The sequence below is a fragment of the Cohnella sp. GCM10020058 genome (assembly GCF_042683485.1).
Taxonomy (GTDB): Bacteria; Bacillota; Bacilli; order Paenibacillales; family Paenibacillaceae; genus Cohnella.
Window position 1 is genome coordinate 208,259 of sequence record NZ_JBHUJV010000016.1, and the last position, 13,926, is coordinate 222,184.

10 protein-coding genes are annotated in these 13,926 nt (G+C 58.6%); 2 read left to right on the forward strand and 8 right to left on the reverse strand.

Annotation, left to right across the window (positions count from 1 at the left end):
• Positions 1-15: 15 nt before the first annotated feature.
• Together ACFSR7_RS27345 and ACFSR7_RS27350 are read left to right on the forward strand one after the other, a co-directional pair.
• Positions 16-894, forward strand: a complete 879-nt coding sequence (locus ACFSR7_RS27345) for a carbohydrate ABC transporter permease (protein WP_378167131.1) — start codon at positions 16-18, stop codon at positions 892-894.
• Between the two features lie 131 nt (positions 895-1,025).
• Entirely contained in the window at positions 1,026-2,597 is a 1,572-nt protein-coding gene (locus ACFSR7_RS27350) for an ABC transporter substrate-binding protein (protein ID WP_378167133.1), read from the forward strand.
• Positions 2,598-2,959: 362 nt separating this feature from the next.
• On the opposite strand, the gene ACFSR7_RS27355 is transcribed toward ACFSR7_RS27350, so the two are convergent.
• The 8 genes from ACFSR7_RS27355 to ACFSR7_RS27390 all read right to left on the reverse strand — a co-directional run bounded on the left by ACFSR7_RS27355 (position 2,960) and on the right by ACFSR7_RS27390 (position 13,679).
• Positions 2,960-3,643, reverse strand: a complete 684-nt coding sequence (locus ACFSR7_RS27355; protein ID WP_378167134.1) for a DNA-binding response regulator — start codon at positions 3,641-3,643, stop codon at positions 2,960-2,962.
• A gap of 418 nt (positions 3,644-4,061) precedes the next feature.
• Positions 4,062-6,416, reverse strand: coding sequence for a helix-turn-helix domain-containing protein (locus ACFSR7_RS27360; protein WP_378167136.1), 2,355 nt, complete (start codon positions 6,414-6,416; stop codon positions 4,062-4,064).
• Positions 6,417-6,583: 167 nt separating this feature from the next.
• On the reverse strand, positions 6,584-7,486 hold the full coding sequence (locus ACFSR7_RS27365; protein ID WP_378167138.1) for a YyaL domain-containing protein: 903 nt from the start codon (positions 7,484-7,486) through the stop codon (positions 6,584-6,586).
• Positions 7,395-8,888: a hypothetical protein gene (locus tag ACFSR7_RS27370; RefSeq protein ID WP_378167139.1), complete on the reverse strand. Its 1,494-nt coding sequence runs from the start codon at positions 8,886-8,888 to the stop codon at positions 7,395-7,397. The genes ACFSR7_RS27365 and ACFSR7_RS27370 overlap by 92 nt, the downstream gene beginning before the upstream one ends.
• Before the next feature lie 143 nt (positions 8,889-9,031).
• Positions 9,032-9,394, reverse strand: a complete 363-nt coding sequence (crcB, locus tag ACFSR7_RS27375) for a fluoride efflux transporter CrcB (RefSeq protein ID WP_378167141.1) — start codon at positions 9,392-9,394, stop codon at positions 9,032-9,034.
• Positions 9,391-9,798, reverse strand: coding sequence for a fluoride efflux transporter CrcB (gene crcB / locus ACFSR7_RS27380; protein ID WP_378167143.1), 408 nt, complete (start codon positions 9,796-9,798; stop codon positions 9,391-9,393). Before crcB (ACFSR7_RS27380) ends, crcB (ACFSR7_RS27375) begins: the two co-directional genes overlap by 4 nt.
• A 514-nt stretch (positions 9,799-10,312) precedes the next feature.
• Positions 10,313-12,604, reverse strand: coding sequence for a 5-methyltetrahydropteroyltriglutamate--homocysteine S-methyltransferase (gene metE / locus ACFSR7_RS27385; RefSeq protein ID WP_378167145.1), 2,292 nt, complete (start codon positions 12,602-12,604; stop codon positions 10,313-10,315).
• Positions 12,605-12,773: 169 nt separating this feature from the next.
• Complete coding sequence (locus tag ACFSR7_RS27390) at positions 12,774-13,679, reverse strand: LysR family transcriptional regulator (RefSeq protein WP_378167146.1); 906 nt, start codon at positions 13,677-13,679, stop codon at positions 12,774-12,776.
• Between the last annotated feature and the right edge of the window lie 247 nt (positions 13,680-13,926).

Here is a 13,926-nt window from a genome sequence, read left to right on the forward strand (position 1 = left end):
GGAGGCGAATCCGCTATGGCTCTCAAATCGAACAATTGGTTTATCAACGCATTTTTTATCATCGTCTGTCTGCTCATCGTCGCGCCTTTCATTCTCGTCGTCTCCATCTCGCTCTCCTCGGAGGACAGCCTGTTCGAATACGGCTACCAGTTCATCCCGAAAGTATGGAGCGGCGAAGCTTACCGGATCGTTTTCGAAAAACCGGATACGATTTTGCGGGGTTACGGCGTGACGATCATGATCACGATCATCGGAACGTTTTTGTCGCTATTGCTCACCGCGCTCATGGCATACCCGATCTCGCGTCGCGACTTCAGGTACAACCGGCCCCTCACGTTCTACGTGTTCTTTACGATGCTGTTCAACGGCGGGCTCATTCCGTTCTACATTCTCATGACGCAGTACCTGCATCTCAAAAATTCGCTCGCCGCCTTGATCATCCCCGCGCTCATGAGCCCGTTCAACATTATGATCATGAAGGGGTTCCTGGACAAAATCTCGCCCGAGATCGTCGAATCGGCCAAGATCGACGGCGCGCGCGAGTTCCGGATCTTTTTCCGGATCATCCTCCCGCTCTCGACGCCGGCGCTCGCGACGCTCGGACTGTTCATCGCGTTCGGTTATTGGAACGAATGGTACAACGCGCTGCTGTTCATCGACAACGACAAGTACATTCCGCTGCAGCTGCTGCTCGTGCGCATTTTGTCGCAGGCCGAATTTCTCGCGAATTCGCCGATGGCGCAGGTGTCCGACAAGCTCCAGTTCGCGCAGTTCCCGACGCTGTCCGTCCGGATGGCGATGGCGATTGTCGCGAGCGGTCCGATGCTGCTCGTGTTTCCTTTCTTCCAAAAGTACTTCGTCAAAGGCATTACGGTCGGCTCGCTTAAAGGCTAGAGTCGGCTTGGCACGATAAAATGCTGCCGCCGCATATTAAGGGAGGTGATCGGCTTTTGGGGCGGCAGCAGGTCAGGCACGGGAGCACGGCGTATTAAATAATAAGGGTCCATTCAATGGAGGGTTCAGAGATGAGAAAAGGAAAAAAAATTCCGCAGTACATGCTGCTGCTCTCTATGGCCGCGCTCGCGGCTTGCAGCAATAACAACAACACCAACACGGCCAGCCCTAGCGCGTCGGCAAGCGATGGCGCATCCGCGACGGCAAGCGCTTCCGCCAGCCCATCGGCCAGCGCGGAGGCGACTCCGGAGGAGCTGCCCGAGGTCAAACTCACGTTCATCTATCCCGTATCCGCCAATCCGGGTCCCGACCAGAAGCTGGTCAACGACGAGATCAACAAGTATCTGAAAGAAAAAATCAACGCGACCGTCGATCTGAAACCGCTGACATTCGACGAGTACGAACCGAAGCTGAACGCGATGCTCGCCGCCGGCGAAGCGTTCGACATCGCCTGGAGCTCCAAAGGCTGGCTCGGCAACTACCAGCCGTACATCGATAAAGGCGCCTATCTCGAGCTGCCGGACGACATGATCGCCAAGTACGCGCCGGACGCGCGCGCCAACATTCCCGACAAGTTCTGGCCGGACATGAAGGCTGCCGACGGCAAGGTGTACGGCATCCCGATCTATCAAATCGCGGCCAAGCAGAAGAGCTTGATCATTCAGAAGCGCTTTATCGATAAGTACAACCTCGACGTCAGCACGATTCACTCGTACCAAGACATCGAACCGTTCCTGAAGACGCTCAAGGACAACGAAAAGGGCATCGTTCCGCTCGGTCTCGCGCAAAACTCCAACGGCCTGTTCGTCGATCCGAACGCCGTATGGCCGGACGGCGCAGCCGTCGGCTACAAAAAGGACGATACGTCCTACGCCATGATCGGCAAGATCGATTCGCTTGAAGCCAAAAAAGACTTCTACCAGACCATCCACGGCTGGTACCAAGCCGGCTACATCAACAAGGACGCGCCCGTGCTCCAGAACATTAACGACCTGAAGGGCAAAGGCAATGTTGCCGTATCGCTCGAATTCACGTCCAAGCCGGGCGGGGAGATCGGCGAAAAAGCGATCAACGGGGGCAACGACGTCGTGTACGTCCCGATCTCGGACAGCTACTTTACCGGTATCGCGAGCGCCATGCACGTCATCAACAAAAACTCCAAAAACCCCGAGCGCGCGCTCATGCTGATCAACCTGCTCAATACGGACAAATATTTGTATAACCTGATCTGCAACGGCATCGAAGGCAAGCACTACACGAAGACGGACGACAAGTTCATCGCGCCGATCGAAGGCTCCGGCTATGCGCCGAACGGCGACTGGGTGTTCGGCAACCAGTTCAACGCCTTCTTGAAGCCCGGCATGGATCCCGACACCTGGGAAAAGACGATCGAGCTGAACGACAAAGCCATCGTACCGGTCAGCAACGGCTTCTCCATCAACGAAGAAAAGATCAAAGCCGAAGGCGCCAACATCAACGCCGTAACGAATGAATACTCGACCGCGCTCGAAACCGGCGCAGTCGATCCGGCCAAGATGCTCCCCGAGTTCGAGAACAAGCTCAAGGCCTCCGGACTCGAGAAATACGAAACCGAAGTCGCCGCGCAATGGGACGCGTTCTTGAAGGGTAAGGGACTGAGATAAGCGCAAGAGAAAGAGATAACGGCAAGGGAAAGAGAATGATAACTCGCTAACCGAATCGCGCGAGCGGCCGTCCGGAAGGACGGTCGCTTTTTAGATTGGGGACTGAATCGGCCGCCGTCTACCATCGCCTTTTATTGAGAAGGCGATCAGATTGCTCGCTGCATTGCTTCGCTAATCCCCTTCAGTAGGGCAGTCGTTCGGCTTTCACACGGCCTATTTCCTCTCATCCCCTTCTGTAGTGAAGTCGTTCGGCCTCCTCGCTTCCTCGTTTCACTTATCCCCTTCTGCAGTGAAGGCGATTATCCTTCTCGCTGCCTTGTTTCGCTTATCCCCTTCTGTGGTGAAGGCGATTAAACCAAACTTCAGATTACCTTATACGTCTTTGGCAAAACCGTGTAACTCATCGCTTTACCTTGTGAGGACCGGTTTGATTTTAAGTAACCTTTGGTCTCCAGCGACTGCAAGCTGGCACTAGTTTGATAAAAGCTAATTTTAAGTGCAGCTATTACTTCTACCGGCTTAATTTCGCTGCAATGCCTTCCAATCCAATGAAGAATAGCTCTCTCATACAACGTGAGCTGAGCCGCTTCCGATCCCGCTCCGTACGCCCACGCGGATAGTGCCGCTAACAACGTCTGTTGACAGCGCTTCGGTTTTTCCAACAAATCGTCTCTTGAGAAGCGAAGCATGTGCCAGCCGTCCATGAGCAAATGATTTTGCCTCTCCAGGTTGTCGCCGAACCTGAATCGACTCACGTCGCGTAAATGCGTACCGTAGGCGTCAGCTTCCAAAATCAGACCCCGATGCAACCCGAAAGGCATGTAGGCGAAATCGACGAATCTCTGTCCGTCCTTAAAGTCGGAAACTTCCCACTCCGGATGAAGATGATCGAAGCTGCCAAGCGCCGGCCACCATAGATTTTTAAGCAACAATCGCTCGTTGTACGAATCCATCTCCATCAATCGTCTTTTCCTTTCACCCTGACTATGGCGAATAACGCGCGACATCCATTCATCGTAAGCTTTTTGAAACAACACTTCGGACATAAACTAACCTCCTTAGAAAATAGAAAAGGCCGCTCCTCCGAATGGATTCGGATAGAACGGCCTGTGCTTCAGGCAACAAAATATGTAAATTAATCATAAATAAGATTGAGACTTTTGACAAGGCTTTTTCTACAACTCCTTACGTCTTTGCCTTGACGTGCAGCGCCTTCCTCCGCCATTTCGCGATGCCGCACCGACCATCGCCTCTCTTAGTGCAGGCGATCCGCGTTTCCTCGCCCCCGCGCCGCCCATCGCCTCTCCTAGTGCAGGCGATCCGCCTCCTCGCACCGCCGCGCCGCCCATCGCCTCTCCTAGTGCAGGCGATCCGCCTCCTCGCACCGCCGCGCCGCCCATCGCCCATCGCCTCTCCTAGTGCAGGCGATCAGCCTACACTGCCTATCCGCCCCGCGCCTGCCCCCTACTCCAGCACCTTCTTCAACCGGTACTCCTTCGGCGTCACGCCGAACGTCTTCTTGAACAGCTTGAAGAAGGTACTCTCGTTCACGTAGCCGACCAACTCCATGACTTCCTTGATGCTGAAGCCCTTCGTCTCCAGATAGGCCTGCGCATGCCGCAAACGCACGTCATTCATGTATTCTCCCACCGACACGAACTCGCTCGTTTTGAAGATCCTCCCCACATAAGCCGGCGTCAGGTGCAGCATCGCCGCGATGCCCTGGAGGCTCAGGTTACTGTCTTTATAGTTGGTCTCGATCATTTCCTTGATGGCGTCGGTCAAGGCGGCGTTCTTGTCGGCGTCCGTGCGGGACAGCTTGTCGTGGATCTCGCGGATCGCGGCGCCGATCAGTTCGCGCACTTCCTCCATCGTTTCCTTCTCGAGCGCCTCCCGGCTGAGCGAGCTCAAATCAATCGGCAGCGAGACGAGGCGATTGCGGTTGAGATCCCGAACGGCGGATTTAAGCAAGTCGACGAGATGCAGGATGCCATGAACGATATGGTCGAAATGGCAGGCTTCGAGCCCTTGAACAATCGCGTCCGCCGCAGCCGCGCTATCTTCGGGACGGTTGGCGCGGATGCTCTCGACGAGCTTCTTTTCCGCTTCCGCAGGGGCGTCGTACTCCGTCTTCCTCATCCGCTCGCCGACCGTCTCCGGCGTCAGAATGGCGCGATGGCCGAACAACAGCTTGTACTGGGACAGCCGGATCGCCTCGCCATAGCGCTCGGTGATGCCGATATGGCTGTCGCAGCTCCCGCTGACCGTCAGCGACAGGGACAGCTTGTAATAACTGCCGACGACCTCCTGAACGCGGCGCAGCAGCCGAGTCAGCGTCTCCGTATCCGCGCCTTCGCCCGCCGGGCTTACGAGCATGGCCACATGGTCGCCGCGCATGTCCGCGATCTCGCAGCGGTACGGGCCGGGACGCATGATCTCCTCGGCAATGTTCCCGATCGCGAACGTATAAAGCGCGCGCTGTCCCGGCGTCGTCGTTCGCTCGTATTCGGCGATGCCGTCCACCTTGACGACGACCAGCCGGTACGGCCCCGCCGGATCGATGTCCAGGCCGTTCAAGGCGATGTTTTCCTGAAATTCCTCGCGCGACAGCGACGGGCTGTTGGCGACAAGCGTGCGGAGATGATAGTTGCGCACGATCCGCTTCTGCTTGTCCTGCTCGCTCGACGCCCAATGCAGCTTCTCCAGCATCGAGCTGTAGACGGTCGCTACCGCCGAGAACTCGTCGTTGTGACGCGCCTTTGCATCTCTTCCCTGCGGCTCGCCCGGCTTAATCCCGATCTGGCTGAACATCCGTTCGATCGGCCGGTACAGCTTGTGGGCGATCAAAAAGGTCAGCAGAACGCCCAACAACAGAACGACGGCGATCACGGCCACCGAGGTCGCGCGCATCTCGCGGATGCCGCCGGTGACGACGTCGTAGGGCTGCACGCTTACGATTTTCCAATCCGTATCTTTCATGCTCATATAGGTGACCAGCTGCTTTTCCGATCCGCCCAGCTTGCCGGTAAAGGAGCCGAAGGGCGCAAGATTCGCATTTGTCCGGCGCGCCAACGCCTCTGCAAGCCGCTTCGTGTCGGTCCTTGCCGCCCCGCCGCCGCCCGACATCATCACGTTGCCCGATGCGTCCAGCATGTAAAGGCCGGATCTGGCGGGATCGTCGAACACATTTACCGATTGCAGGTTATCGTACAGCCATTCCGGCTTAATATTGACCACGAGCGCGCTCTCCCGCCCGTTGCGGACGGCACCGAAATTTTGATAGAGGACGATCGAGAAAAAATCGATTTTTTCCGCGTTGCCGCTAAAATTCATGGGCAGCAGCTTCATTCGAGGCAGCTTTTCTTCGCGCTTCAGCAGCGAGACGAGTCCGTCCGCCATCGCGGCGTCCGGCTTGTTCATGCTGAGCTGTCCGACCGGATAGACCTGATCGTCGTAGCCGTTGTAGACGAGGATCGAATGGAGAAAAGACGAAGACAAATACGCCTGCTTAAGCGAGTTCATCGAGCGGATGACGGTCATCTCGTCATAGCTCGGCAATGTAAACAGAGGCGAAATATTCGGATCCATAAAAAGCGAAACGGCCAGATTGTTCAGCGCCTCCGTCATGTACGAGACGTTGTACTGGATCTGGTTCATGACCTTGCGGGACGAATCCTGCTGCATGCGGACCGAGCTCCGCTCAGCGTTGTACTGGAGCGCCAGCGAGGCGAAAACGAGCACGGCGATCATCAGCACGCTGACCGACAATAGCATACGCGTCAGGTACTTTTTGGATTTGTAGGCTTGCAGCATCTTCATGACGATTTCCTCCCACCGGAAACGAGTGCGTGTCAGCAATAACAGCATCTCATACGGCAGCAGGACGCTCTACTGTACAATGTTCGAATTGCTGCTCCAGCGCGGAATCGGCGCATGTTCAAGCATGCGAATTCCGATTGCCGGCGACCGAGCGGATGGAAATCGCGCTATTCGGTCAGCTGCACAACCCGCGTCTCGCCCGGTGCAAGCCGAATGCGCGGCCAAGCCGCGCTCGCGCAAACGCCCAGCGGCAGCGCCGCCTCATTGGACGTCTCCGACAGCAGCTTCACCGAAGCCGGCCAGGGCGTCGGATTCGTCACGCGCAGTGCAGCCCCGCCGCCCGCCGTCGTCTCCAGCCCGCACGTCATGTGATCGGGCGCCCATACGAGCCCCGTGTCGTGCTGAACGTAGATGCCCGGCACCTCCGCATACATAAGCATGTTCGAAGTCTCGCACCAGCACGAGAGCGGCAGCGCTTCGCCTATGAGGTCCGTGCCTTCCCAGTCGCTCATGTTGACGCGCTCGCTCATATAGCCGGGCGGCATGTCCTGGCCGTCCCAGCCCATGACCGGCCGGTCCGCGCGGGATAAGTATTGGTTCATATTGCGCGCCGTCTCCGTCAGCTGATCCATGTAGCGCCGGCGGCCCGTCGCGCGGAACAGCTTGAGCAGCGCGTCTCCGGACAGCGTGCAAATGCCTGGTGCGCTATGCTTGTTCTGCGCGTTCGCGATGACCGAGCCGGCGGTGCGCATGCCGAGCTTGCCGAAGGTCGACGAAGCCGGGAAAACGAAATCGTACGATACGCACCAGGACAGGCATTGATCGGCCGCCTCTTCCGCCCTGCCGATCCACAGCCGATCGCCGGTCGTTTCGTAGAGCGCCATATAAGATTCGAGAAGCGCAAAGGCCGATTCGCTGTCCGGGCATTGAAGAATCTCGCCCGGACCGCCGGTCGTGATGCCGGCCATCGTAAACCGCCTATAGTAGTATTCGCCCGCCTCGCACGCGACGGACACATATCGCGCTTCGCCCAGCAAGCGGCCGCACCATGCAAGGCCGCCGGCGGCCATCGCGCCGCCCGCCGATCCGCCGACGAGCAGCTCGCCGGTGTCGTGGTTCACCCACTGGCCGAATTGTCCGTACGTGTCCCATAAGCGGACAAAAGCGTCCGCCAGCCGCCGCAGTCCCTGTAGCCAAGTCACGCTTGCCGAGCGGAATCGCCTCCAGCGCCAGCATATGCTTGGCTGCGAAATACAGCGCATCCGCGCTCTTGCGCACGATATGCCATCGCTCCGGCGCCTCCCGGTCCGGATCGCTACCGAATTCGTCCCCGTACCAGCGGCCGCGGTAAAAGACGCCCGGAAAAAAACCGGCGGCCGTCTGTCCGCCGAATATAAAATCGAGCGTACGCAGCGCCCGCTCTCGCGATTTCTCGCCGCCCTCGAGCAGCAGCGCATAGCTCGACATGCCGCCCCCGACCCAGCCGAGCTGCCAATCCTGATGCTTCTCATCCACTGTGCCGACCGCATAATAGCCGTGCTCGCCGTTCCAATTCATCGCGTTAAACTTGGCTTCCTGGATCGCCCAGGCTGCGGAGAACGGAAGCGTTGCGAGCAGCTCCGGCCTGCCGGTCATTGAATTGCGTACGGCGGCGAACGCTGCGAACAGCCGCCGCACGCTGCCGCAAGCGAACAGATAAACGTGAAACTTTAAATTCAGGCGGTCGCCGTTGGCATAATCTGCCCCGCTGTCGCCGGATGCGGCCGCCGTCGTACACATCTCGTACTTTGTCTCTTCGCGCACCCCTGGCGCGCGAAAGGAGATCGCCGCCGCGCGGCGATCCGCAGACTCCTCGATATGAATGGACGTCTCGCCAAAATCGGTGCGCTGCTCCGTAAGCAGGATACAGCCTCTTCCGCGGTCCGGGTCGTAATAGGCAACGGCCGGCGTCGCAGCGTCTCCTGCCAGCAGATGGAGCGACGAAGGTCCGTCGCCTGCCGCAAGCCTCGGGATATCCGTGACGAGCGCCGGCGCGTCCGGCCCGCGCTCCTCGATCGACGTCCAGCATGGCGCGTAATCAAGCTTGCGCGCCTCGAAGCGGTTCCCGCCGTATACGGCGCCGGGTACGAGCACGTACGCCGATGGCGACCAGGCGCCGATCTCAAAGCGCACCTCTGCCGCCGTCCCCCGCGACGTGCCGCAATGGAGCCAGTCCGTCTCGATCGCGAACCCTCCGTAAGGGCCGGCCAATGCTGTGCCGTGCGTCCGGATCAGCCATTCGCCGCCCACACCGCTGTCAAGCGTCGTCCCCGCGATCTCGTTGGCCGGTCCCCGCCAGTCGACTCTGCTGAAGCCTATGCGGCTGGCACGGTCGATTCGGTTGGAAAGGAAAGCGATCCGGATTCCTGCGCTATCGAGCGCCGCGGCTGCCTGCCGAAGCTGATTTTTATCGTGCGCCGTTTGCAGCTCCATGTACGATCCGCTCCTCTGTCGATGAATCAGAACGGCAACATTAAAGCACGGCGCAGACTTAAACTGAACTATGAATAGTGCGCATAGCTGTGCATATCTGTGAAATCGACAAATTGCCAACGTCTCATCCGCTGCAAGCGCGCCTAGAAACGGCCGCCAAGCGCATAGCCGGCCCAGGCGAGCGCGATGCCCAGCACATAGCTGCCCGCCACATAGACGATCAGCGATCGCCAGGCCCTGCTTCGCCAAAGCTGAATATTTTCCGCGTTAAAGGTGGAGAACGTCGTGTAGGCGCCCATGAAGCCTGTCCCGACAAGCAGCGAAATCCCGCTGCCCCCGACTGCCGCAACGATGCCGAGCAGAAACGATCCCGAAAGATTGATCAGCATCGTAGACACAGGCAGTCTCGCCTGGAATCTCTTTTTCCCCCAAATGCCGATGCCGTATCTCGCGCAAGCGCCGAAAAATCCGCCGAGCGCCACCAGACCCTCATGACCGAACGTCACGGTCCCACCACCTCGCGGTTTTTCGCTGCCGGCCGTCTCTCGCCAAGCCTGAAGCCGGCCCATGCAAACAACAGCCCGCCGACCACGCTCGCGCCCACATAAAGCGCCGCTTCCCCGGCTCGTCCGTCGCGCAGCAGCGTCAGCGTCTCCACGCTGAACGTGGAAAAGGTCGTGTACGCGCCGATCAAGCCGGTACCGATCCCGAGCCGCAGCCATTCGGGCATGCCCGGTCGCGTCGTCGCCCATGCCGTAAACAAGCCAAGCGCTAGACATCCCGACAGATTGATAACGAGCGTAGCGAGCGGGAACGTCATATGCCACCAGGAATGCGTCCACAGCCCGGCCTCGTACCGAAGCAAGGCGCCAATGCTGCCGGCCAAACCGACCGTCCCTGCGTATTTCATGCCAAACCTCCGTCGTCAACCGAATAGATTCATCTTAGACATCCGAGAGGAGTTCCGTCAATGCATGCCCCCGCAGCGTAAAAAAGCGTCAGGGGCAGATTGCGATAACGAACTTATGGATCCGCATGTCGTCGCCAGCGTCGTTTTTCGCCGCAATACCTGCATATATAACATATATACATCAATTTCCGCCGATGCCGAACCTTTTGGACTTAATAGATGCGAAAGCGCAGGTATTTTCCTTCATCAGCCCGATTTACGGCTTGGGCTCTGAAATTACCTGCACATTTGCATGTATTTCATCAGATAAAGTTGGTCGGCAGAAAATGCATGTATAAATGCAGGTTTTTTGAGCCGGCCGAACATCCGAACAGCGCCGATACGCCGAAAGCGCGCGCTTACCTTTCCGTAAATTTGCGATCAAATCTCTTAAAAAAAGAGAGCGCCAGCGCGCTCCCTCGATTATCTTTCTTCCTATTTATAGGTTACACGGTGTTGTACGCTCCCGCGATCCTTAGCCCTGCTTGACCGCATACCGTTCGCGGGCGGCTTCGGTCGCCTCGACCATGTTGCGCAGCGAATCGACCGTCTCCGTACGTCCGCGCGTCTTGAGTCCGCAGTCGGGATTGATCCAAAACAAGCCCGGATCGAGCACGCGAAGCGCGCGGTCGATCATTTGCGTCATCTCGTCCGCAGAAGGCACGCGAGGGCTGTGAATATCGTAGACGCCGAGCCCGATGCCCTTGTCGTACGTGTGCTCCTCGAAAATGCCGATCAACTCGCCATGGCTGCGCGACGTCTCGATAGAGATGACGTCAGCGTCCAGCGCGCTGATCGATTCGATAATATCGTGGAACTCGCTGTAGCACATATGCGTGTGAATCTGCGTCTCGTCCTTCACCGTCGAGGTGGACAAGCGGAACGCGCGCACCGCCCAGTCCAGGTAATGCGCCCATTGCTCGCGCTTCAGCGGCAGGCCTTCGCGGAGCGCCGGCTCGTCGACCTGGATCATGCCGATGCCTGCGGCCTCAAGCGCCTCTACCTCGTCCCGGAGCGCCAGCGCGATCTGGTAAGCGACTTCCTCGCGCGTCTTGTCGTCACGAACGAACGACCAGTTGAGAATCGTGATCGGACCGGTCAGCATGCCCTTCACAGGCTTCGACGTCAGCGATTGCGCATAGACGGTCTCGGCGACGGTCATTGGTTCAGGCAGCTCCACGTCGCCGTAGATAACCGGCGGCTTCACGCAGCGGGAACCGTAGGACTGTACCCAGCCCTTCGCCGTGAAGGCGAACCCTGCAAGCTTCTCGCCGAAAAACTCGACCATGTCGGTGCGTTCGAATTCGCCGTGCACAAGCACGTCGAGTCCGATGTCGTTCTGGATTTCGATCCACTCGCGGATCTGCGCTTTAATGAAGGATTCGTAGCTCGCAGGCGACAGCTCGCCCTTGCGCCACTTCTGCCGCGCGCCGCGTACTTCCGGGGTCTGCGGGAAGCTGCCGATCGTCGTCGTCGGCAATGGCGGCAGCTGCCACTTGGCATCCTGGACCGCGCGGCGGGATTCGAATACGCTCGCGCGCGCCGCCGGCTCCGATGCCAGGGATGCCATGCGCGCACGGACGCGCTCGTTGGTACGCGCAGAGGAGCGCTGCAGCGCTTCGCGGCTGCGCTCTGCCGCTTCCAGGTCGGCTGCGATCGCTTCGACGCCTTGGCGTCCAGCCTTGGCGAGCAAGACGAGCTCAGCGAGCTTCTCGTCGGCAAAGGCAAGCGCGCCTTGCAGCTCCGCCGGCAGCGCGGTCTCGCGTGCCGCGCTGACCGGCACATGCAGCAGGCTCGACGACGGCTGCACGACAATCCGTTCTGCTGCGACAGCGCTGCGGAGCACGCTTAGCGTCTCCCACTTGCCGCGCAGATCGGCTTTCCAGATGGCGCGGCCGTCGATCAGACCGGCACCGAGCGTCTTGTCGGCCGGGAAGCCTTGCTCGCGTACCGCCGCGAGATTGCGGCCCCCGTCGTGTACGAAGTCGAGCCCGATGCCTTGTACCGGCAGCGACACAACGAAGCTGTACGCGTCAACCGACTCGAAGTACGTTTGCAGCATGATGGAAGTTCCCGGCGCTTCGCTAGTCAACGCTTCATAGATGCGTTTTACGCGGGACAGGTCATCCTCCGTCAAGCTCGTGGCCAGGATCGGCTCGTCCACCTGCACCCAAGCGACGCCTTCGGCTTCGAGCTCGCGCAGCACCTGTGCATAAAGCGGCAGGAGACGATCGATCCACGTATCCAACTCGGCGGCGGCATAACCTTTGGACAGCTTCAGGTACGTGTACGGTCCGACGATGACCGGACGGCCTTCGATTCCCAGCTCCGCCTTGGCTTCGCGGTAGGCCGCAAGCGGACGGTTGACCGTCAGCTGCGGGCTGACGCCTGCGCCAAGCTCCGGCACGATGTAGTGATAGTTCGTGTTGAACCACTTGGTCATCTCGCTCGCCGCCGAATCGCGATTGCCGCGCGCTATCGCGTAGTAGGTCGGCAGATCGACTTCGCCGCCCCCGTAGCCGAAACGTTCGGGCACGATGCCGAACATCGCCGACGTATCAAGGATATGGTCGTAGTACGTAAAGTCGCCCACCGGAATGGCATCGATTCCTTTATCGCGCTGCTTCTTAAGGTTATCCAGACGAATTTCCTTCAGCGTCGCGTGCAGCGTCTCCTCATCCAGCTTGCCGGCCCAATACGCTTCCAGCGCTTTTTTCCATTCGCGGTCTTGCCCGATGCGGGGATACCCCAGATTGCCGCTCTTCATATATGCCTTCTCCTCTGCCTTCCAAGTATGGAGCAAAGCGTCCGCACCGGTTCAATCGGCGCCCGCTTTGTCTGCTAATTGAAAGATAGCACAGGCATCCGGATATAGCGTAACTTCAAAATACTATTGCCGGCTATAGCCGTCGGCTATAACAAAGACCGATGCAGGCTCATTCGACCGCGATCGCCTGCTGCAGCGCCTCGACATAAGCCACCGCCAGCTTCGATAGCGCCGCATTCTGATGGCTGATCCAGCCGACATGCAGCGTCTCTTCGCTCGCGAGCGGAACCGGAATGATCTCGTTTCCGTTCAGATCCGCGCTCAGCACGCCTGTCGAGATCGTGTAACCGTTCAATCCGATGAGCAAATTAAACAAGGTCGCGCGGTCGTTCACCTTGATGCTTTTTTTGTGCGACAGCGTGCTCAGGATTTCCTCGGAAAAATGGAACGAATTGTACTCGCCCTGCTCGAAGTGGAGGTACGGATAGTCGTCGAGTTGGTCGATCGACACGACCGGATGTTTCGCAAGGGGGTTGTTCACGCTGACGAATATATGCGCTTTGGCGGTAAACAGGCTCGTAAACTTCAGGTTCGCATCGCGCAGGAGCCGCGTGATCACCTTGGCATTGAACTCGTTGATATACAGGATGCCGATCTCGCTGCGCTGGCTTTTGACGTCCTGAATGATCTCGTGGGTCTTCGTCTCCCGGAGCGCCAGCTCGTATTCGTCCTGCCCCTGCTCGCGGACCAGCTGGACGAACGCGTTGACGGCAAACGCATAGTGCTGCGTCGACACGGAAAAATGCTGCGGCGCGGGCTTCGCGCCAAGGTAGCGGTTTTCCAGCAGCTCGGCCTGCTCGATCACTTGACGCGCATAACCAAGGAACTCGGCGCCGGCCTTCGACAGCGTGATGCCTTTGTTCGTGCGTTCGAAAATCGTGATGCGGATCTCTTCTTCCAGATCCTTGATCGCGTTCGAGAGACTGGGCTGGGAGATGAAAAGGCGCTTGGCGGCTTCGTTCATCGAGCCGCGGTTCGCGACCTCGATCACATAGCGCAATTGTTGAAGCGTCATGGCATCGTAATCCTTCCTGCTTGGTCCGTTTTGCCTTTCATCATACCACAAGGCAGCGCGCGGCCGTCGTCTTCGAAGCGAAAAAGCGGCAGGCTCGATATGATTTCGCCCCTGTTGAGGCGCATTTTCGCAAATGTAGCTCTATCCGGAGTCTCTTTGCCATGGCCAGTTGGCTCTGCCTCGTCATGTAGCTCTGGATGGAGGCTTATCGCCCCCCAGGCATGCCGGCCGCTCCGCCACATCGCTC

Excerpts from the sequence above, each read along its gene's own strand:
- ACFSR7_RS27365 (WP_378167138.1), bottom strand. The coding sequence starts at position 7,486 with ATGGCCGCCGGCGGCCTTGCATGGTGCGGCCGCTTGCTGGGCGAAGCG.
- crcB (WP_378167143.1), bottom strand. The coding sequence starts at position 9,798 with ATGAAATACGCAGGGACGGTCGGTTTGGCCGGCAGCATTGGCGCCTTG.
- ACFSR7_RS27350 (WP_378167133.1), top strand. The coding sequence starts at position 1,026 with ATGAGAAAAGGAAAAAAAATTCCGCAGTACATGCTGCTGCTCTCTATG.
- ACFSR7_RS27390 (WP_378167146.1), bottom strand. The coding sequence starts at position 13,679 with ATGACGCTTCAACAATTGCGCTATGTGATCGAGGTCGCGAACCGCGGC.
- metE (WP_378167145.1), bottom strand. The coding sequence starts at position 12,604 with ATGAAGAGCGGCAATCTGGGGTATCCCCGCATCGGGCAAGACCGCGAA.
- ACFSR7_RS27360 (WP_378167136.1), bottom strand. The coding sequence starts at position 6,416 with ATGAAGATGCTGCAAGCCTACAAATCCAAAAAGTACCTGACGCGTATG.
- ACFSR7_RS27355 (WP_378167134.1), bottom strand. The coding sequence starts at position 3,643 with ATGTCCGAAGTGTTGTTTCAAAAAGCTTACGATGAATGGATGTCGCGC.
- ACFSR7_RS27370 (WP_378167139.1), bottom strand. The coding sequence starts at position 8,888 with ATGGAGCTGCAAACGGCGCACGATAAAAATCAGCTTCGGCAGGCAGCC.
- ACFSR7_RS27345 (WP_378167131.1), top strand. The coding sequence starts at position 16 with ATGGCTCTCAAATCGAACAATTGGTTTATCAACGCATTTTTTATCATC.